The following is a 20,107-nucleotide window of genomic DNA, read 5'->3' on the forward strand; positions in this document are numbered from 1 at the left end:
GGACCCAAGAGGGCCCCCGCCTCCTGTGGAGTGCCCCCGCGCGGCCCCGCGGCGGGCCCCCCCGGGGCCCCTTCTCTGTACTCCCTCCACAACGCCTGCAGCCGCCATGCTGCGGCGCAGAAGATTCCGCGCAAAGGCGGCCCTGTTTCCTCGAATCCGACGGGTATCACGGCTGCGCTGCCCAGCCGCTTCTCACGTAACATCATGTGTTCAAATGCTTTTTTTAATCTCACCTTAAAAGTTAGGAAATTTGTCTCACGCATGAACTCTATTTTGTGCGCCGCAGCATTTTTCCATTGACCAAGGCCCGCATCGCGCCTAGTTGAGAAACAAGCGCCCGCGTCCTGTCGGGCGGACAAGAACACCACCGGGTTGGAAATGTCCGTTTCGACGGAGTTTCGAAGATGACCCCAATGCCCCAAAATCAGAACCAGACGCCGGCGTCCTGGACCACCCGCCTTCTCGACGGCCTGCGCCGCTTCGGCGAACGCCGGGCCCTGCGCGAAATGCTGGCCCTGCGCAGCGACCGCCTGCTGGCCGACATCGGCTTCAACCGCAGCGACCTCGCCACGGATATCGAGGCCGCGGTGGCCTCTCTGCAGATCCGCCGCCAGACCGAGCGCCGCGTCCTGCGCGAACTGGCGGGCTACAACGACCGCGAACTGAGGGATCTGGGCATCAGTCGCTTCGACATCCGGCGCATCGCCCGCGAGCACGCCCAGCAGGCCGTGGAGGCGCGCCGCGCGGAGATCCGCGACCGGGCCAAAGCGGCTTAGGCTCAGACTCCAGCCCAGCTTCCAGCCTTCTGCAGCCCAGCCATTCGCTTGGGCCCTCTGGCCTGGCTATGGGGCTTCGCGCTAGACTTCACCGCAACAGAACACGCGGAGGGCTGCTGTGAGCCCGAAAGCGGCACGTTGTGGAAGGAAAACCGATGCCCGAAGGCCCGAGCCGGCCCAAGAGCCCTGAGACCAAGGCGGAGGAGGTGACCGCCTGCGGCGTCGGCTGGCCGACCGCCGAGGACGACATCTCCGCCTGGACCGACGTCTACTTCAAGCGCACCCGCAAGGCGGTGGAGCGCTTCGGCGACATCCAGGCGACCTACGCCATCTTCATGCGCCGCCCGGTGATCTCCGCGCCGCGCCTGGCGCTCGACTGGCTGGCCGACATCGGCCGGCGCCGTGGCGTCAACTTCGAGATCGACCTGCGCTACCCCGAGGGCAAGTGGGTCGGCGCCGGCGAGCCCATGTTCTATGTCAGCGGGCCGCTGTCGCTGCTCTCGGACCTGGAGACCCTGCTGCTTCAGAAACTGGGGCCCGCCTGCGTGGCCGCCTACAACGCCTACACCATGTGCGCCGACCTGCCCAAGGTCGCCTTCCTGGCCATGGACGCCCGGCATTGCGCCGGCACCGAGATGGCCGAGCTGATGGCCTATGCCGCCTCTGTCGGCTCCGAACGGGCGCGTCGCAAGGTCGGCGCCGTCGGCTTCATCGGCAACGCCACCGACGCCACCGCCCACTACTTCGGGATCGACGCCGGGCGCGGCACCATGCCCCACGCCTTCATCGGCTACGCCGGCTCGACCCTGCGCGCGGCGGAGATGTACGACGAGACCTTCCCCGACGAGCCCATGACCGTGCTGGTCGATTACTTCGCCCGCGAGGTCACCGACGCCCTCACCTGCTGCCGCCGCTTCCCCCGGCGCGCCGCGGCTGGCAGCCTGGCGGTGCGCATCGACACCCCCGGCGGGCGCTTCATCGAGGGGCTGGACCCGCCGCAATCCTACGCGGTGCTGGAGCGCAACGCCCCCGGCGCCCTGCGCGGCTACCGCTCCGACGACGAGCTGCGCTACCTGGTTGGCCCCGGCGTCTCCGCCGCCGCCGTCTGGCGCATGCGCGAGTGCCTGGACCGCGAGGGCTTCAACAAGGTGAAGATCGTCGCCTCCTCCGGCTTCGGGCCGGCCAAGTGCCGCCTCATGGCCGAGGCCCAGGCCCCGGTCGACGTCATCGGCACCGGCTCCTACCTGCCCTCGAAGTGGTCGGAAACCTATGCCACGGCCGACGTGGTGGAGTACGACGGCGTGCCGCGGGTGAAGGTCGGCCGCGAGTTCCTGTTGCGCCGCTAGCCCGCCTGACCCATAACCCCGGCCATGACTGACCCCACGACCGCAGACGGCACCTCCATTGATTCCAGGATCGAGGAGTTGATCGGCAACTTCTCCTTCCTGGACGACTGGGAAGACCGCTTCCGCTACCTCATCGACCTGGGGCGCAAGCTGGAGCCCATGGACGAGGCTCTGAAGACCGAGGAGACCAAGGTGCGCGGCTGCACCAGCCAGGTCTGGATCGTCGACGAGGTCCGCCCCGGCTCACCGCCCACCCTGCACTTCATCGCCGACAGCGACGCCCACATCGTCAAAGGGCTCATCGCCGTGCTGATGGAGATCTACGACGGCCGCACGCCGGAGGAGATCCTGGCGGCGGACATCAAGGGGGCCATCGGCAAGCTCGGCTTCGAGCAGCACCTGAGCCCCAACCGGGCCAATGGCCTCTTCTCCATGGTCGAGCGCATCCGCGCCCTGGCCGCCAAGGAAGCTGCCGCCGGCGCCTGACGCAAAGCTGGGTTGCTGCGCGCCGCCTTGCCGCTCCCCCCAGGGCCGGGGTAAGTATTTGCCATGGCTGACGCTCTGAAGATCGCGCTCGCGCAGTGCAACCCCACCATGGGCGACATCGCCGGCAACCTGGCCCTGCTGCGCAAGGCGCGGGCCGAGGCCGCGGCGGCGGGCGCCGACCTGGTGGTCGCCTCGGAAATGGTCATCACCGGCTATCCCACCGAGGACCTGGTGCTGAAGCCCATGTTTCTCGACGCCGCCCTCGGCGCCATCGAGGCCCTGGCCGCGGACACCGCCGACGGCGGTCCCGGCATGATCATCGGCGGCCCCTGGCGCCAGGACCCGGAAGCGAAACCGCCGCTGTTCGGCAAGGTCTTCAACACCGCCTACGTGCTGGACGGCGGCAAGGTCACCACTCACCGCACCAAGCACCAGCTGCCGAACTACGGCGTCTTCGACGAAAAGCGCGTCTTCGGCGCCGGCCCCCTGCCCGGCCCGGTGAACTTCCGCGGCGTCCGGCTGGGCGTCATGGTCTGCGAGGACATGTGGTACCCCGACGTCAGCGAGTGCCTGGAGGAGTCGGGCGCGGAGATCCTGGTGGTCATCAACGGCTCGCCCTTCGAGATGGACAAGATCGAAGAGCGCATGCAGCTCGCCGTGCAGCGCGTCACCGAAACCGGCCTGCCGCTGATCTACGTGAACCAGGTCGGCGGCCAGGACGAGCTGGTCTTCGACGGCGCCTCCTTCGCCCTCAACGCCGACCACAGCCTGCCGGTCCAACTGCCCGCCTTCGAGCAGGCGCTTGACGTGGTCGAGTGGCGGCGCGGGGATGGCGGCTGGGCTGCGGCGCCGGGACGCCAGGTGGCGCCGGACAGCGAGCTGGAGCTGGCCTACCGCGCGCTGATCCTGGGCCTGCGCGACTACGTGAACAAGAACCGCTTTCCCGGCGTCATCCTGGGCCTCTCCGGCGGGATCGACTCGGCGCTGACCGCCGCCGTGGCGGTCGACGCCCTGGGGCCGGAACGGGTGCACAGCGTGATGATGCCCTCGCCCTACACCAGCCAGGAAAGCCTGGACGACGCGGCCGAAGCCGCGCAGCTGATGGGCATCGAGATCGACAGAGTTTCGATCGAGCCGGCCATGAAGGCCTTCGACGCGATGTTGCAGCCGATCCTCAACGGCTATGCGGCCGATACGACGGAGGAGAACATCCAGGCACGCTCGCGCGGCCTGACCCTGATGGCGATCTCCAACAAGCTCGGCTACATGGTGCTGTCGACCGGCAACAAGTCCGAGGTCTCGGTCGGCTACGCCACGCTCTACGGCGACATGGTCGGCGGCTTCAACCCGATGAAGGACCTCTACAAGACCATGGTCTTCGAGCTGGCGCGCTGGCGCAACCAGGCGCTGCCGCCGGGCGCGCTGGGCCCGGCAGGGCGGGTCATTCCGGAGCGCATCATCACCAAGCCGCCCTCGGCCGAGCTGAAGCCCGACCAGAAGGACGAGGACAGCCTGCCGCCCTATCCGGTGCTGGACGACATCCTGCGCGGGCTGATCGAGGGCGAGGAAAGCGTCGACGTCATCGCCGCGCGCGGCCACGACCGCGAGCTGGTGAACCGCGTCTGGCACATGCTGGAGCTGGCGGAGTACAAGCGCCGCCAGGCCTGCCCCGGCGTGAAGATCACCCGCCGCGCCTTCGGCAAGGACCGACGCTACCCGATCACCAACGCTTTTCGTGGCCCCGCGTAAAGCGGGAGGTCACGGCCCCGCCTGACGGGCCGGTCAGCTCGCGCGGACCTCGGTCAGGAACTGCGCCACCCGGCGCTTCAGCTCCTCGGCCTGGCCGCCGAGATCCGTCGCCGCTTCCAGCAGTTCGCCCGCCGCCGTGCCGGTCTCGCCCGAGGCCTGGGAGACGCCGACAATGTTGCCGGTCACTTCCTGGGTCGCGGCCTCCTGCTCCTCGACCGCGGCGGAAATGGCGGTGGTCACCTCGCTGATCTCGGTGATGACGCCGGAAATGGCCGCGATGGCCTGCACCGCGGATTCCGTCGAGCCCTGGATCTCGGCCACCTGGGTGGCGATGTCCTGGGTCGCCTTGCCGGTCTGGGTGGCCAGCGACTTGACCTCGCCGGCGACCACGGCGAAGCCCTTGCCGGCCTCCCCCGCGCGCGCCGCCTCGATGGTGGCGTTGAGCGCCAGCAGGTTGGTCTGCTCGGCAATGTCGGAAATCAGCTTCACCACCTCGCCGATCTTCTCCGCGGCGACGGAAAGCCCGGTGACCAGCTTGCTGGAGCGCTCGGCCTCCTCCACCGCACGGCCGGCGACCTGGGCGCAGGTCGTTGTCTGGCGGGCGATCTCCTGCACCGAGGCGGTGAGCTGCTCGGAGGCGGCGGCGACCGACTGGGCCTGGGCGCGCGTCTCCTCGGCGGTGCCGGTCAGCTTGTCGGCGTTGCCCTTCACCTGGCTCGCGGCCACGGAGACGCCCTCGACCACCTGGCCCACACCGGACTCGAAATCGTCGGCCAGGCGCTCGCGCTGGGTCGCCACCGACCAAGTCACCATCGGCCCGATGTAGGTGCCGGCGCGGTCGGTGACCGCGGACATCTTCAGGTCCAGTATGTCGTCGCCCAGGGTGATCTTGGCGTGGTGCGGCAGGCGCGAGGCATCGGCCAGCAGTTCGCGCTGCATGCGCGGGTTCTTGTGGAAGACGTCAATGCAGGTGCCCTGCAGCTTGTCGACGGGCACCGGCAGCAGGTGCTCCAGGGGCCGCAGGGTGTCGAGGCTGGTCTTGTTCAGGTAGATCAGCTCCAGTGTGTCCTTGTCGGCCATCATCACATTGACCGGGGTCTGGTCCATCATGTTCAGCAGGCGCTCGGTCTCCTGCTCCTTGCGCACCACGTCGGTCACCATGTTCCAGGACAGCAGCGGGCCGAGGTAGCGCCCGCGCGCGTCCATGATCGCCGTCACCTCGACCGACATGTACTCCGCGCCGAAGGCGAAGCGGGACTTCCAGGGCAGCTGCTGCGGATCGGCAAGGATGGCGCGGATGCGCTGCGGGTCCTTGTGGAACATGTCGACCGACTTGCCGACGATCTCCTCGGCCGGAAAGGGCAGCACCGTCTGCAGCGCCTGCAAGAGAGTCTGGGAGGCCTTGTTCACATAGGTGATGCGGAAGTCCGCCAGGTCGCAGGTCATCACCGCCGTCGGCAAGGCCTCCAACATGTGCAGCAGGTCGGTACGGTTGAAGGACGGCCCTGCAAAGCTGCGAGGGCGAAGGCTTGCCAACATGGCGGAGCTCCAAAAGTTGCGGCGTGCGGGAACCGGCAGAAAGCCGAGCACTATCAATTGTTTCCCGGGCTACTAAAGAATAACCCCTTATAAAAAAGGGTTAATCAAACGGCGACGCAGCCTGTGACCTCCTGTCGCATAGGCAGACTGCCTAGGCAGGTCGCTTTTGCCGGCTAATCTCCGCAGGAAGAGATTCGCGGCCGCGAAGCAGATCGGCGCGCAAAGGCATACCGGAAGCCGCGGAGCAGCGAAGGAAACCCGCAAGAGTTGCTGCCAAGGCCGGGGAAAAAATTCTTCGGCGCGAAAAAAATGCCCCGGCAGGTCGGTGACCGCCGGGGCTGGAGTTACAGACGAAGTGAGGAACGACCGGGGCGCGGGCCAAGGGGAAAGCCCGACGACCCCGGTCAGAGTTGCACCGGCTCGGGGGGTGAGATCCCCCTTACGGTGCGGTGTTCGCCACGCAGGCCTTCAGGGGTGAAGCGAAGAACTGCGGGGCGGGACTCGGTAGAAATGCGGCGGCAGGTGGTGAGCGAAAGCTTGCCGATCAACCGATCGCCGCACGCCTTGTTTTTCGGTTTGGGGAGGTCATTCATCTCGGTCCCCCTGTTACCGTTGATCTGCATGGCGGATACGTTCGATGAAGGCCTTCGACTGGTCGTCCAGTTCCTGCGCCTTGCCGCGCACGTTGTCGGAAGCCGAGGTCACCTGGCCGGCGCTCCGTCGGGTCTCCTCCGCGGCGGCCAGCACCGACTGCATGGCCTCCAGCACCGCGCCCACGCCGGTCGAGGTCTCGGTGACGCTGCGCGAGATCTCGTGCGTGACGGATGTCTGCTCCTCAATGGCCGAGGCGATGGCGTTTGACGTCTGGCCCATCTGGCCGATGGCTTTGGAGATGTCGTCGATCTGGCTGCCGACGCCGGAGGTCGCCTCCTGGATCTCCCGGACGTAGCCGACGATCTCGCCGGTGGCGTTGGCGGTCTGCTGGGCCAGGGACTTCACCTCGCCGGCGACCACGGCAAAGCCCTTGCCCGCCTCGCCGGCGCGCGCCGCCTCGATGGTGGCGTTGAGCGCCAGGAGGTTGGTCTGCTCGGCAATCTCCTCGATCAGGCGGACGATGCCGCCGACCTTCTCGGCCGCCTCGTTGAGGCCGCCGACACTGCCGGTCATATTCGCCGCCTTGCTCACGGCGTCGTCGGTGACCCGCGCGGCGTCGCTCACCTGGGACGCGATCTCGCCGATGGAAGCGGAAAGCTCCTCCACCGCGGCGGCCACGGCCTGGGCGTTGGAGTTGGCCTCCTCGGCGCCCTGCTTGGCGCTCTCGGCCTGTGTCGCCGTGCCCTCGGAGTTGCGCTGCAGACCCTCCGCCTCGCTCGACAGACCGGCCGAGGACTGCGACAGTGCCTGGGAAATCCCGGCAATCACTTCACCGAATTGATCACCCAGGTCGTTAAGGCGGCGGGAAAAATCGTTGTCCTTCTCGGCGAGGTAGACCGAGATGGCAAGATCCATGTCCAGCGAGATCGCCTTGTCGATCGCCTGGATCAGCCGGCTGGCTTTCTCCACCCGCACCTTGGCGTTCAGGGCCAGGCCACCTGCGACGCGGCTCAAGACTTCGCCGATCAAGGCCTGCTTCACCAGCCCGTAGCCGCCGATGTAGGCGCCCGGTTCCAGGCCCAGCTGGCAGTGCGCCTTGCCGATGCGCGCCACGGATTCGAAGTACTCGTCATCGAAGCTGCCGGAGAACATGCGCATCCAGTGCCGCGCCTGCGCCTCGCGGGCATGCGCGATGTGTGCCTCGTCGGCGAACATCGCCCCCAGCGCCTCGTCCTCGCGAATATGGTCGTAGAACTGATCCAGAATGGCCGGGATCATCTCTTCCACGGCGGGGCGGAACGCGCTGAGCAAAGACCGCGCCTCATCATCGAGGCGGAGAAAGGCGAGTTTCTTGGCGCGAGACAGGGATTGAGACATAAGACTCTCCTAACTAGGCAAAGCGGCACGGAGCCGCAGCCATCGCATTCCCATGTCATAGGGCCCGGAATCAGTGAAACGCGGCAGATCCACAACTTTTGATTGACTTGATAAGGGCATGTGCATACCGGTAACTTGTAGGTCGCGTTGCAGACACCAGCGAATTTCTCAAATAAACTTAAAGAATTATTTAATTAATAATCGGCTTCTGGGTTATATATTGTTATATTCATGTCACTATACATGAGTATTACTTACATATCCTTTTGAACTATACGATCCTATCCGGAAGTATAGGGTGCTGCCAGGCTAGCGGCCGCAGGCTGCCGCGAGCCGCTGCAGGGTCTTTGCGATTCTGTGGCAGGGGTGGTAGTTAGGGCCCGCGGCGGCGGGTGACCTTGGTGGTCGCTCACGGACCGCCCATATTCGGGACCCGGTGCCGCCTTCTGGCCCTGCTGTCCTCGCCTTGCTGAGGCCCTGCTTGACGCTGAAAGTCCGTTTCGCCCCAAGCCCCACCGGTCTGCTGCACGTCGGCAACGCGCGCCAGGCGCTGATCAACTGGCTCTTCGCCCGCGCCCAGGGCGGGCGCTACCTGCTGCGCATCGACGACACCGACACGGAGCGTTCGACGCCCGAATTCGCCCAGGCCATCGAGGACGACCTGCGCTGGCTGGGCCTGACATGGGACGAGAAGGCGGTGCAGTCCGAACGTCTGGAGCGCTACAGCGCCGCCGCCGAACGCCTCAAGGCGGCCGGGCGGCTCTACGCCTGCTACGAGACGCCGGAGGAACTGGGCCTGAAGCGCAAGGTGGCGCTGGCCGCCGGCCGCCCGCCGATCTACGACCGGGGCGCCCTGAACCTCAGCGATGAGGACAGGGCGAAGCTGGAGGCCGAAGGCCGCCGCCCCCACTGGCGCTTCAAGCTGGAACCCGGCGAGATCGCCTGGGACGACCTGGTGCGCGGGCCCGTCTCCTTCCAGGGTGAGAACCTCAGCGACCCGGTGTTGATCCGCGAGGACGCCCGCCCGCTCTACACCCTGACCTCCGTGGTCGACGACATCGAGCTGGAAGTCACCCACGTGCTGCGCGGCGAGGACCACGTCGCCAACACCGCCGTGCAGGTGCAGCTCTTCCAGGCCCTCGGAGGCCCAGGGGAAGCCAGGGTGCCGGCCTTCGGCCACCTCTCCCTCATCGCCGGGGCCGGCGGCGAATCCCTCTCCAAGCGCCTCGGCTCCCTCTCCCTGGCCTCTCTGCGCGAGAGCGGCCTGGAGGCCATGACCCTCAACTGTTACCTGGCGCGCCTCGGCACGCCGGACCCGGTGGAGCCCCTGCCCGACCTAGCCGCCCTGGCCCAGGGCTTCGACCTCTCGCGCTTCGGCCGGGCGACGCCGAAGTTCGACCCCGCCGAGCTGGAGCACCTGAACGCCCGCCTGCTGCACGTGACCCCCTTCGAGGCCGTGGCCGATCGCCTGCCCCAGGGCTTCGATGCCGATCTCTGGGCGGCGATCCGTCCCAACCTCACCCGCCTGGCCGAGGCGGCGGTGTGGCAGAACATCTGCCGCGGCCCGGTGATCCCGCAGATCGAGGACGCCGGCTTCGCCCGCCAGGCCGCCGAGCTGCTGCCGCCGGAGCCCTGGGACGAAACCACCTGGAGCGCCTGGACCGGGGCGGTGAAGGCGGCCACGGGGCGCAAGGGCAAGGCCCTCTTCCTGCCGCTGCGCCTGGCGCTCACCGGGCTCGACCACGGGCCCGAGCTGAAGGCGCTGTTGCCCCTCATCGGCCGCGAGCGGGCCGAGGCCCGTCTGCTCGGCAAGACCGCCTAGGCAGTCACGTCGTGGGGCCGCCGCACTTGACCCTCACCCCGAGGCCTGTAAAGTCCGCCCCATGATGACCCGGATCGATCTCTGTCCCGCGCGATGTCTGACCTGCCGGCCGTAAGGCCCCCAAACGACTAGGGGGCAGCCGCTTTCGCATGGCCGGGTGAGCCCGGCCCCTTCCAGACGATCCGGACGACTCCCCCAATGACTTCCATTGAATTGCAGTTTCACAACACCCTGACGCGCAAGAAGGAGCCCTTCGCGCCCCTGGACCCCAAGAGCGTGCGCATGTACGTCTGCGGGCCCACGGTCTACGACCTGGCGCACATCGGCAACGCGCGTCCCGTGGTGGTCTTCGACGTGCTCTTCCGCCTGCTGCGCCACGTCTACGGCGCCGGCCACGTCACCTACGCGCGCAACATCACCGACGTCGACGACAAGATCATGCAGGCCTCCAAGGAGACCGGCGAGCCCATCGAGTCCGTGACCGCGCGCACCACGAAGGCCTATCACGACGACATGGACGCCCTGGGCGCGCTGCGCCCCACGGTGGAGCCGCGCGCGACCCAGCACATCGGCCAGATGATCGCCATGATGGAGGCGCTGATCGCCAAGGGCCACGCCTACGCCGCCGAGGGCCACGTGCTGTTCTCCGTGCCTTCCATGGACGACTACGGCGCGCTCGCGCGCCTGGACCGCGACGCGCTGATCGCCGGCGCCCGCGTCGACGTGGCGCCCTACAAGAAGGACCCCGCCGACTTCGTGCTGTGGAAGCCCAGCAATGAGGACCAGCCCGGCTGGGACAGCCCCTGGGGCCGCGGCCGCCCGGGCTGGCACATCGAGTGCTCGGCCATGTCGGCGGAGCACCTGGGCGAGACCTTCGACATCCACGGCGGCGGCCTGGACCTGGTCTTCCCGCACCACGAAAACGAAATCGCCCAGAGCCGCTGCGCCCACGGCACGCCGATCATGGCCAAGGTGTGGATGCACAACGGCTATGTCGTGGTGAACGGCGAGAAGATGTCGAAGTCGCTGGGCAACTTCTTCACCGTGCGCCAGCTGCTGGAGGAAGGCCTGCGCGGCGAGGCGATCCGCCTGGCGCTGCTCTCCGGCCACTACCGCGCGCCACTGGACATCACCCGCGAGAAGATCGCCGAGTGCAAGGGCCAGCTCGACCGCCTCTACGGCGCGCTGCGCGGCCTCGACGCGGAGGCGGGCATGGCGCCGCCGGCAAAGCTGGTCGCGGCGCTGGCCGACGACCTCAACACGCCGCTGGCCATCGCCGAGCTGCACGAGGTGGCGACGGCGCTCCACAAGGCGGGCGACGATACCGAGAAGCGGAAGCTGGCCGGCGCGCTTCTTGCCGGCGGTCACCTGCTGGGTCTGCTGGAAGGCGACGCGGAAGCCTGGTTCAAGGGTGACTCGGCGGAAGGCGGCCTCACCGCCGACGAGATCGAAGCGATGATCACGGCCCGCGCCGAGGCCCGCAAGGCCAAGGACTTCGCCGAGTCAGACCGCCTCCGCGACGAACTGACCGCGCAAGGCATCGTCCTGGAAGACGGCCCCGGCGGCACCACCTGGAAGCGGGGGGACTAGACCGGACCTAGCCGACCCATGGACCCTCGGGTCAAGCCCGAGGGTGACGATTGGGTGTGGGACACGCATCTGCGCCTTGCCTACTCCCACCTGTCATGCTCGGGCTTGACCCGAGCATCCATTGTGCCGCCAACTCCTGGCCGTGCAGTACTACGTCTACATCCTGGCCAGCGCGCCCAACGGAACCCTCTACATCGGGGTGACGAACGATCTCGTGCGCCGTGTCTACGAGCACCGCGAGGCGCTGGCCGACGGCTTCACCAAGCGGCACGGCGTGAAGACGCTGGTCTACTACGAGATCCACGACAGTCCGGAGCAGGCAATCCGCAGAGAGAAAGCCCTGAAGCGCTGGAACCGCGACTGGAAGATCGCCCTGATCGAGCACGACAACCCGCAATGGATCGATCTCTGGGACGGCCTGAGCGGCGGATAAATGGACCCTCGGGTCAAGCCCGAGGGTGACGGCATAAGAGAAAGCCCCGCCCTTTCTACCTCTCCAATCGTCATGCTCGGGCTTGACCCGAGCATCCATCTCAATGAAGTGCGCCCTACTCCGCCGCCTTGGCCTGGTCGCCGGGGATGGGCTCGCGCATGGTGACGAACTCTTCGGCGGCGGTGGGGTGGATGCCGACGGTGGCGTCGAAGCACTGCTTGGTGGCGCCGGCCTTGATGGCGACGGCCATGCCCTGGACGATCTCCGGTGCGTCGAGGCCGACCATGTGGACGCCGACCACGCGCTGACTGTCCTTGGCGACGATCAGCTTCATCATGGTCTTCTCGTCGCGGCCGGACAGAGTGTGTTTGAGGGGGCGGAAGGTGGAGCGGTAGATGTCCAGCTCTCCATGCCGCTCGCGCGCCTGCAGCTCGGTGAGGCCGACGGTGCCGACCGGCGGATGGCTGAACACGGCCGAGGGCACGTCGGCATGGTCCATGGCCCTGGGCGTGCCGCGGAACACCGTGTCGACGAAGGCCATGGCTTCCTGGATCGCCACAGGCGTCAGGTTGATGCGGTCGGTCACGTCGCCCACGGCGTAGATGTTGTCGACCGAGGTTTTGGAGAATTCGTCGACCTGGATGGCGCCGTTCTTGGCCAGCGCCACGCCGACCTCCTCCAGGCCCAGGTTGTGCACGTTGGGGCTGCGCCCGGTCGCCGCCATGACCAGGTCGCACTCGATCTCCGAACCGTCGGAGAGGTGGACCAGCAGATCCGTTTCGCGCTTTTCGATGCGGTCGATGGTGGTCTCGACGATGAGGTTGATGCCCTTCTTGACGATCTCCCCGGCCAGGGTGTTGCGGACGTCGTCGTCGAAGCCGCGCAGGATCTGCGGGCCACGGTAGACCTGCGTCACCTCGCTGCCCAGGCCGTTGAAGATGCCGGCGAACTCCACGGCGATGAAGCCGCCGCCGTTGATCACCACGCGCCCCGGCAGCTCTTCCAGGTGGAAGGCCTCGTTGGAGGAGATGCCGTGCTCCCAGCCCGGCTCCATGGGGAAAGTCGGGGTGCCGCCCGTGGCGATGAGCACGGTTTCGGCGGTGAAGCTCTTGTCGCCGACTTCAATGGTATGAGCGTCGAGCAGACGGGCGTGGCCGTGGAAGAACTCGACCCCGGCGCCCGACAGCAGCTTTTCGTAGACGCCCTCCAGGCGGTCGATCTCCCGGTCCTTGTTGGCGATCAGGGCCGCCCAGTCGAAGGAGGCCTCCGGCACCGACCAGCCGAAACCGGCGGCGTCCTCGAAGTCCTCGTGGAAATGGCTGGCGTAGGACAGCAGCTTCTTGGGCACGCAGCCGCGGATCACGCAGGTCCCGCCGTAGCGGTAGGATTCGGCGATGGCCACCCTGGCCCCGGTCGCCGCGGCCATGCGCGCGCCCCGGACCCCGCCGGAGCCGCCGCCGATGACAAAGAGATCGTAGTCGTACCCGGCCATAATTTATCCTTCGAGATTTCCGGCACCGCTGATTTAACCTGGGTCGGTCAGGCAACTGTCCCTGAACCGGGCCCCGTCGGATCACCGGCGGCCGCGCGCCTGCCTAGGGGTCAATCTAGGGAGGCCTACGCTGCACCGCAACCTCACGGGCGGTCGCGGGCGGGAGAGCCCCTTAACCTTACGGATCCAGGGAATTCGCCGACTCCGGGAGGGGCGAAACCCTCGGAAGATAGGGCCAAAGTCTCAGACAGTTGCACGGTTCAAAAGATCGGGCCAAGATACTGATAGGGATGAAACAATTAAAGGCATAACGAACGATAAGCCCCTAAGGCGAATGAGGGGAAGGACATCCGGAGTTGAACCATGTTGTTCCAGAAGCTTCTGCAGAAGGTTATTAAGTCCGGTAATCTGCGTATCATCGACGCCAGCGGCAAAATCCATGACTGCGGCGACGGTTCAGGGCCCCGCTGCACCATGCAAATTCACAAGCGGCACCTTGAATACAAGCTGGTCTTGAATCCCCCGCTCTATCTCGGCGAAGCCTACATGGACGGAGGAGTCGACCTCACGGAAGGCACCCTGCGTGACTTCATCGGCCAGCTCGCGCGCAACTACCATCATCTCGAAAACAACAGGCTGGTGAGGTTCGGCTTCGCGCTGGGCGGCCACGTCCGCCGCATGAAGCAGTACAATCCCATCGGCAAGGCCCGGAAGAACGTGGCCCACCACTACGACCTCTCGGGCCAGCTCTACGATCTCTTCCTGGACGCCGATCGCCAGTACTCCTGCGCCTACTTCCGCAACGGCGACGAGAGCCTGGAGCAGGCCCAGGCCGACAAGAAGCGGCACCTGGCCGCCAAGCTGCTGTTCGACCGCCCGGGCATGAAGCTGCTGGACATCGGCTCCGGCTGGGGCGGCCTCGGCCTCTACCTGGCCCAGGCCGGCGACTGCGAGGTGACCGGCGTCACCCTGTCGACCGAGCAGCACAAGGTCAGCCAGGAGCGCGCCAAGAAGGCCGGCCTGGACGACCGCGTGCAGTTCCACCTGCGCGACTACCGCGAGGACAGCAACAAGTACGACCGCATCGTCTCAGTCGGCATGTTCGAGCACGTCGGCAAGAAGAATTACCGCGAGTTCTTCGACAAGGTGAAGGACCTGCTGGCCGACGACGGCGTCTTCGTCCTGCACTCGGTCGGGCGCGTGAACGAGCCGGGCCCGGTCAACCCCTTCATCCGCAAGTACATCTTCCCGGGCACCGACGTGCCGACCCTGGGCGAGGTGCTGCCGGTCATCGAAGACGCCATGCTGATCGTCACCGACGTGGAGGTGCTGCGCATCCACTACGCGGAGACGCTGCGCATTTGGGAGGAACGCTTCCAGGCCAACCGCGACAAGATCAAGGAACTCTACGACGAGCGCTTCTGCCGCATGTGGGAGGCCTACCTGATCGGCTGCGAGATGGGCTTCCGCCACCAGGGGCTCATGGTCTTCCAGATCCAGATCGCCAAGGACATCAACGCCGTGCCGCTGACCCGCGACTACATCTACGAGTGGGAGCACAAGCGCGCCGAAGAGGCCAGCCAGGCCGCGGAATAAGGCGCGCCCGAAGCGTCAAAAGCAATGGGGCCGGTCCTTACGGGCCGGCCCCTTTTCTTGTTCAGCCTTGCGGCGTCGGCGTCACACGCCGCCCATGCAGAGGTACTTGACCTCCAGGAACTCGTCGATGCCGTACTTGGAGCCCTCGCGGCCGATGCCGGACTCCTTGACGCCGCCGAAGGGGGCGACCTCGGTGGAGATCAGGCCGGTGTTGATGCCGACCATGCCGGTCTCCAGGGCTTCGCCGACGCGCCAGACGCGGCCCATGTCGCGGGCGAAGAAGTAGGAGGCGAGGCCGAACTCGGTGTCGTTGGCCAGGGCCACGCCCTCTTCCTCCGTCTTGAAACGAAACAGCGGGGCCACCGGGCCGAAGGTCTCCTCGCGAGTCACCTTCATGTCGGTGGTCACGTCGGTCAGGACCGTCGGCTGGTAGAAGGTGCCGCCGCGCTCGTGCCGGGCGCCGCCGAGGGCCACCTTGGCGCCCTTGGCGGTGGCGTCGGCCACGTGCTCCTCGACCTTCTCCAGGGCCGCCGCGTCGATCAGCGGGCCCTGGCTGACTCCCTCCTCCAGGCCGGGGCCGACCTTCAGCTTCTTCACCGCCTCCGACAGCTTGGCGGCGAAGGCGTCGTAGACACCTTCCTGGACCAGGATGCGGTTGGCGCAGACGCAGGTCTGGCCGGTGTTGCGGAACTTGGAGATGATCGCGCCCTCGACCGCCGCGTCCAGGTCGGCGTCGTCGAAGACCAGGAAGGGCGCGTTGCCGCCCAGCTCCAGCGAGACCTTCTTGATGGTCGAGGCGCACTGTTCCATGAGCAGCTTGCCGACCTCGGTCGAGCCGGTGAAGGACAGCTTGCGCACGATGGGGCTGTGGGTCATCTCGCCGCCGATCTCCTTGGCGGAGCCGGTGACGATGTTGATGATGCCCGCAGGAATGCCGGCGCGCTCGGCCAGCTCGGCCAGGGCGAAAGCGGAATAGGGCGTCTGGGTCGCCGGCTTGATCACAACCGGGCAGCCGGCCGCCAGGGCCGGGGCGCACTTGCGGGTGATCATGGCGTTGGGGAAGTTCCACGGCGTGATCGCGGCGACGACGCCGACCGGCTGCTTCACCACCACGATGCGCTTGTCGGGCTGGTGCTGCGGGATGGTGTCGCCGTAGATGCGCTTGGCTTCCTCGGCGAACCACTCGATGAAGCTGGCGCCGTAGACCACCTCGCCCTTGGCCTCGGCCAGGGGCTTGCCCTGCTCCAGGGTCATGAGACGGGCCAGGTCCTCCTGGTTCTCCAGGATCAGGTCGTACCACTTGCGCAGGATGTTGGCGCGCTCCTTGGCCAGCAGGCCACGCCAGGCCGGCCAGGCTTTTTCCGCGGCCTCGATGGCGCGGCGGGTCTCGGCGGCGCCCATCCTGGGGATGGTGCCCAGCACCTCGCCGCTGGCCGGGTTGGTCACCTCGATGATCGCCCCGCTGTCGGCGTCGGCCCAGCGGCCGTCGATGTAGCACTGCTCCCGGAACAGCCTGGGATCGGAGAGCTGCGGCGTGGCTGCGTCGATTTTCTGCGCTTGTGCGGTCATTTGGGGTCCTCCACTGTGGCCGGCCGCGATGCCGGCATTGTCAGATCTTGGCGGCGAGTATAGACCTGTCAGGCGGAGCGGCAAAAGGCCAGCCACCGCCCATTCATGGGGGCAGGAGAGTATCTGCCGGCCGGCCGCAGCCGCACCGCGTAACCTGGAGGCCCTTTTCATGATCCTGCGCCCGGCCCTCTTTGCCGCCGCTCTCGCCACGGCCTGCTTCTTACCGGCCGGCCTGCAGGCCGCGGATTCGACCCGCTGCGCCGACGTCGTCGAGGAACACCTGGAGGAACTGCCCCTGGCGGAGGGCGAGGTGAAAAGCGTCCGCATCATCGAGCGGGTGAACATCGCCGACGACTTCGGTCCCGAGATCTTCGGCGTCGACGCCTGGGTGCGCCTCAACTCCTGCAGCGGCTGGCTGGTCATCAACATGACCGCCAAGTGCTTTGTCCGCCAGAGCTACACCCGCGGCGACTGCCGGGTGGAAGGCTTGTCAAACTACTGAGCGGCCCCCATTTTGCCTGTGCCGCCTCTACCTTGCCATTTTCGCGGGACCCGACGATGCGCCGCCTGCTGCTTGCCTCTGCTGCCCTCGCCCTTCTGACCGCGCCCGCCGAGGCGCTCGACTGCAACCGCAAGGCCGAGTCGGAACTGGCGCGCTTGAACCTCGGCCAGGCCGACATCACCAGCATCCGCTACGTGCAGAAGTACAATCCCAATGAAAATGGCCCCGACGTGCTGGGCGTGCGCGCCTGGGTACGGCTGCAGGCCTGCGGCAACAACGGCTACCTGGTCATCGACATGACCCGCACCTGCTTCGTGCGCCAGAGCTACACCCGCGGGGAATGCCGGCTGGAGAGCGTCACCGCCTACTGACCCGGCCCTCGCCCCGGTCGCCGGCACCTGAGGTCGGCAAGCCGGGTCTGGAGTAGTGAAGGCCGGCTCCTCCGGCGAACCGCGGCGCCTGCCATGCCATTTATGCATCCCAGGGTCGCACCGCCTTGGGAAATGCGCTCCGCGCCCCATTTTGAAGGGAAGACATCCCCTCAGGAGCCTTCCTCCATGACTCTGCGCCTCCCCCGTCCTGCGACCGCCCTCGCCGCGGCCCTCGCCCTATCCCTTACCCTTCCAGTGGCCCTCACGGCCGGCGCCGCCGGCGCTGCGACCTGCCAGGCGCAGATCGACCGGACCCTTAGGGACCTGGCGGTGCCGCAGTCGGAGGTGAAATCGGTGAAAGTCGTCAAGCGTTCCGGCGGCGCGCGCTCCGCGAGCAACTACCGCCTGGATGCCTGGGTCGAGCTCAGCTCCTGCAGCGACGGCCATCTGGTCATCAACATGACGCGCCATTGCCTCGTGCAGAAGTCCTACACCACGGGCAGCTGCAGCCTCCCCGGCCTGTCGGCGTACTAAACGCCGGCCGGGACCGCGCCGCCGGCTGGTCAGGCCGAACGGAGCAGGTCGCCCGCCTCCCGGCGTGCCTCCGGCAAGGTGATGGTGGCCGTCGTGCCCTGGCCTAGTTCCGACTGCAGGACGATCGTGCCCTGGTGCAATTCGATGAAGCGCTTTGCCAGGGTCAGTCCCAGGCCGGCCCCCTCGTGCGAGCGCTCCAGGCCGCTATTGGCCTGGGTGAAAGCGTCGAAGCAGCTTTCGATCTTGTCCGGCTCGATGCCGACGCCGTTATCCGAAACCGTGATGGCGATGCCGCCGTCGGCGTGATCCTCGAGGGTCAGTCCGATCCGGCCTTGCGGCGGGGTGAACTTCACCGCATTGGAGAGAATGTGAGCCAGCGCCAGCCCCAGGAGGCGCTCATCTCCCCGGAACCGCAGCTCAGCCGCCGGCAAGACGGTTTCCAGGTGCTGCGACTTCTCGGCGATCCGGGGCGCCAGGCGGGAGGCGATACGGTGGCAGAGCTCCAGCAGGCTGAAGGCCTGGTCCTGCACCACCAGGTCGTCGATCTCGATGCGGGAGAATTCCAGCACATCCGATACCGTGTGGTAGAGCCGTTGCCCGCTTTCACGGATGTCCTTGGCATAGGCCAGATATTGCGGCTTGCCGACCGGGCCCAGCAGCTCCTGCTCCATGATTTCGGCAAAACCGATGATGGCGTTGAGCGGCGTCTTCAGCTCGTGGCTCATGTTGGCCAGGAACTCGGTCTTGCTCTGGTTGGCCACCTCCGCGTCGGTCTTGGCGCGCCGCAGCTCGCGCTCGCGCGTCAGCAGCCGCCGCTCCGCCTTCACGCGCCGGTCGATGTCGCGCACCATCAGAACGAATACGCTCGCGCCGTCCTCGACCAGCTCACCGATCGTGAGATCCGCGTAAAACAGCTCACCGTTGCTGCGCCGGCAGACCAGGCGGCGGGGACGCCCGGCGCTCTTGATCTGCCGCAGGGCCCCGGCGAGAGGCTGCCGGGAGAGCGCGTTGGGACGCGCGAGGAGTTCAGCCAGCGCGCGCCCTTCGGCCGCGCCCGGCGTCAAGCCGAACATCTCGCTGGCGGCCTTGTTGATGGAACGGATGGCGCCATTGCTGTCGGCGGTGATCAGCGCGTCGAAGGCGTTCTGCGCGACGGCGCCCATCAGCTTTTCCGAGCGGTTGCGGGCCAGGGTCTCGTTGACCAGACTGGCTGCGACGCTGCGAAAGCGCAACAGGAAGGACAAGGCGCCGGTTCCGCAGGAAGCCAGGGTAAAGGGCACAACATCCAGAACCACCGGCGCCGCCGCCTGCACGGCGACCGCCCCGCCCCACAGCAGGGCATTGCCCCCGCATATGATCAACAGGTTCGTGTTGTAGCTGCGCTGCCGGGTCAGAAACGCAAGCAGCAGCACGAAGCCGCAGACCGATAGGACCATGAGCCAGAACGGCAGGCGCTGTAAATCGCGTTCCAGCATCAAGGACTGCAGCGCCAGCATCTGAACGACGATGCCCGGCATCACGCGGTGATTGGGGACCGCCAGCATGTCGCCCAGCTCGATCGCCGTGGCGCCGACGTAGATCGGACGCCCGGCCAGGAGCTCGGGACCAACGTTGCCGCTGACCACATCGATGTAGGAAAGCCGCGCGATGCTCGAAGTGTCGATGCCGAAGTCGATGAAAAAACTCCGCTGCACCGCGGCGTCGAGCTGCAACATGGCGGTTGCCACCCCCGGCAGTTTGCTGCCGCGCCAGGGCAGCGACATCGGCACCTCGCGTACTAGGCCGTCCTGGGAGGGGATGAGGTTCGCCGAGACGAGCCGCCCCTGGACGGTAAAGCGCGGCAGCGGGCCGATGTCGACATAGGCCTGTTGCGCCTCGCTCCACTGCCGGAACGCCGCCAGCAGGGTATGACCCTCACGGCGCGACAGCGCGCCCTCCAGGGCCGCGTCCTCCGACTCCTCGCTGGGCAGGCTGAAATCGATATCGAGGAATACGTCGCCGGCACCGGCTGCCGTCAGCCGGTCAAGCAACAGAGCGTGCAGCGACCGCGGCCAGGGCCAGCGGCCGATGGCGCTGATCGACTGGGGATCGATCTCGATCACAATCGGCTGAGGATGCGCCTCCCGCTCGAGGAGACGCATCCTTAGATCAATCAAGGGCCGTTCAAGGGGCTCTAGTGCGCCTCCGGCGAAGGCGGCGATCGTCACCAGGCACACCAGAAGGCAGGCCGAGCCGCGCCTGGTCGTGACCTTCATACAGCACCCCGGCTACTTGTCCTTGCCCTTGCCATTCCCGCCGCCGTTACCGCCGCCGTTGCCGCCGCCATTGCCG

17 protein-coding genes are annotated in these 20,107 nt (G+C 66.9%); 11 read left to right on the top strand and 6 right to left on the bottom strand.

The annotated features are described in order from the left end of the window. The first annotated feature begins 413 nt into the window (after positions 1-413). From H7X47_RS26400 to H7X47_RS24735, 4 genes are all read left to right on the top strand, one after another. On the top strand, positions 414-776 hold the full coding sequence (locus H7X47_RS26400) for a YjiS-like domain-containing protein (protein ID WP_319633683.1): 363 nt from the start codon (positions 414-416) through the stop codon (positions 774-776). Positions 777-931: 155 nt separating this feature from the next. Next, positions 932-2,122 (top strand): nicotinate phosphoribosyltransferase, encoded by a 1,191-nt coding sequence (locus H7X47_RS24725; protein WP_227010791.1) that lies wholly within the window; start codon positions 932-934, stop codon positions 2,120-2,122. A 24-nt stretch (positions 2,123-2,146) separates the two neighbouring features. After that, complete coding sequence (locus H7X47_RS24730; protein ID WP_193371459.1) at positions 2,147-2,608, top strand: SufE family protein; 462 nt, start codon at positions 2,147-2,149, stop codon at positions 2,606-2,608. Positions 2,609-2,671: 63 nt separating this feature from the next. Next, positions 2,672-4,357 (top strand): NAD+ synthase, encoded by a 1,686-nt coding sequence (locus H7X47_RS24735; protein ID WP_193371460.1) that lies wholly within the window; start codon positions 2,672-2,674, stop codon positions 4,355-4,357. A gap of 33 nt (positions 4,358-4,390) precedes the next feature. On the opposite strand, the gene H7X47_RS24740 is transcribed toward H7X47_RS24735, so the two are convergent. The 3 genes from H7X47_RS24740 to H7X47_RS24750 all read right to left on the bottom strand — a co-directional run bounded on the left by H7X47_RS24740 (position 4,391) and on the right by H7X47_RS24750 (position 7,867). Beyond that, positions 4,391-5,896 (bottom strand): methyl-accepting chemotaxis protein, encoded by a 1,506-nt coding sequence (locus H7X47_RS24740; protein ID WP_227010792.1) that lies wholly within the window; start codon positions 5,894-5,896, stop codon positions 4,391-4,393. A 404-nt stretch (positions 5,897-6,300) separates the two neighbouring features. Continuing rightward, positions 6,301-6,519: a hypothetical protein gene (locus tag H7X47_RS24745; RefSeq protein WP_193371461.1), complete on the bottom strand. Its 219-nt coding sequence runs from the start codon at positions 6,517-6,519 to the stop codon at positions 6,301-6,303. Beyond that, a complete protein-coding gene (locus H7X47_RS24750; RefSeq protein ID WP_193371462.1) occupies positions 6,503-7,867 on the bottom strand; it encodes a globin-coupled sensor protein in 1,365 nt (454 codons plus the stop codon). The genes H7X47_RS24745 and H7X47_RS24750 overlap by 17 nt, the downstream gene beginning before the upstream one ends. Before the next feature lie 481 nt (positions 7,868-8,348). Between H7X47_RS24750 and gltX the strand changes: the two genes are divergently transcribed. The 3 genes from gltX to H7X47_RS24765 all read left to right on the top strand — a co-directional run bounded on the left by gltX (position 8,349) and on the right by H7X47_RS24765 (position 11,712). Continuing rightward, positions 8,349-9,689: a glutamate--tRNA ligase gene (gltX, locus tag H7X47_RS24755; RefSeq protein WP_193371463.1), complete on the top strand. Its 1,341-nt coding sequence runs from the start codon at positions 8,349-8,351 to the stop codon at positions 9,687-9,689. A gap of 207 nt (positions 9,690-9,896) precedes the next feature. After that, positions 9,897-11,279: a cysteine--tRNA ligase gene (gene cysS, locus H7X47_RS24760; protein WP_193371474.1), complete on the top strand. Its 1,383-nt coding sequence runs from the start codon at positions 9,897-9,899 to the stop codon at positions 11,277-11,279. Between the two features lie 121 nt (positions 11,280-11,400). Then, positions 11,401-11,712: a GIY-YIG nuclease family protein gene (locus tag H7X47_RS24765; RefSeq protein ID WP_227010794.1), complete on the top strand. Its 312-nt coding sequence runs from the start codon at positions 11,401-11,403 to the stop codon at positions 11,710-11,712. 115 nt (positions 11,713-11,827) lie between these two features. Here the strand turns inward: H7X47_RS24765 and gor are convergent, their stop codons facing one another. Further along, complete coding sequence (gor, locus tag H7X47_RS24770; protein WP_193371464.1) at positions 11,828-13,204, bottom strand: glutathione-disulfide reductase; 1,377 nt, start codon at positions 13,202-13,204, stop codon at positions 11,828-11,830. A 363-nt stretch (positions 13,205-13,567) separates the two neighbouring features. Here gor and H7X47_RS24775 point away from each other — a divergent pair, with 363 nt between their 5' ends. Then, the gene (locus H7X47_RS24775) at positions 13,568-14,800 is read left to right on the top strand and encodes an SAM-dependent methyltransferase (protein ID WP_193371465.1); all 1,233 of its coding nucleotides are present in this window, start codon (positions 13,568-13,570) and stop codon (positions 14,798-14,800) included. Between the two features lie 81 nt (positions 14,801-14,881). Here H7X47_RS24775 and gabD read toward each other — a convergent pair whose 3' ends face one another. Next, positions 14,882-16,369, bottom strand: a complete 1,488-nt coding sequence (gene gabD, locus H7X47_RS24780) for an NADP-dependent succinate-semialdehyde dehydrogenase (RefSeq protein WP_193371466.1) — start codon at positions 16,367-16,369, stop codon at positions 14,882-14,884. Between the two features lie 169 nt (positions 16,370-16,538). On the opposite strand from gabD, the gene H7X47_RS24785 reads away from it, so the two are divergent. The 3 genes from H7X47_RS24785 (at position 16,539) to H7X47_RS24795 (ending at position 17,776) form a co-directional block, all read left to right on the top strand. Next, on the top strand, positions 16,539-16,871 hold the full coding sequence (locus H7X47_RS24785; protein WP_193371467.1) for a hypothetical protein: 333 nt from the start codon (positions 16,539-16,541) through the stop codon (positions 16,869-16,871). 56 nt (positions 16,872-16,927) lie between these two features. Further along, entirely contained in the window at positions 16,928-17,242 is a 315-nt protein-coding gene (locus H7X47_RS24790) for a hypothetical protein (RefSeq protein WP_193371468.1), read from the top strand. Between the two features lie 186 nt (positions 17,243-17,428). Next, complete coding sequence (locus H7X47_RS24795; RefSeq protein ID WP_193371469.1) at positions 17,429-17,776, top strand: hypothetical protein; 348 nt, start codon at positions 17,429-17,431, stop codon at positions 17,774-17,776. A 29-nt stretch (positions 17,777-17,805) separates the two neighbouring features. Here H7X47_RS24795 and H7X47_RS24800 read toward each other — a convergent pair whose 3' ends face one another. After that, the gene (locus H7X47_RS24800) at positions 17,806-20,031 is read right to left on the bottom strand and encodes a CHASE2 domain-containing protein (protein WP_193371470.1); all 2,226 of its coding nucleotides are present in this window, start codon (positions 20,029-20,031) and stop codon (positions 17,806-17,808) included. Positions 20,032-20,107 lie beyond the last annotated feature (76 nt).

The organism is Pelagibius marinus (assembly GCF_014925385.1).
GTDB classification, from domain to species: Bacteria; Pseudomonadota; Alphaproteobacteria; order Kiloniellales; family Kiloniellaceae; genus Pelagibius; species Pelagibius marinus.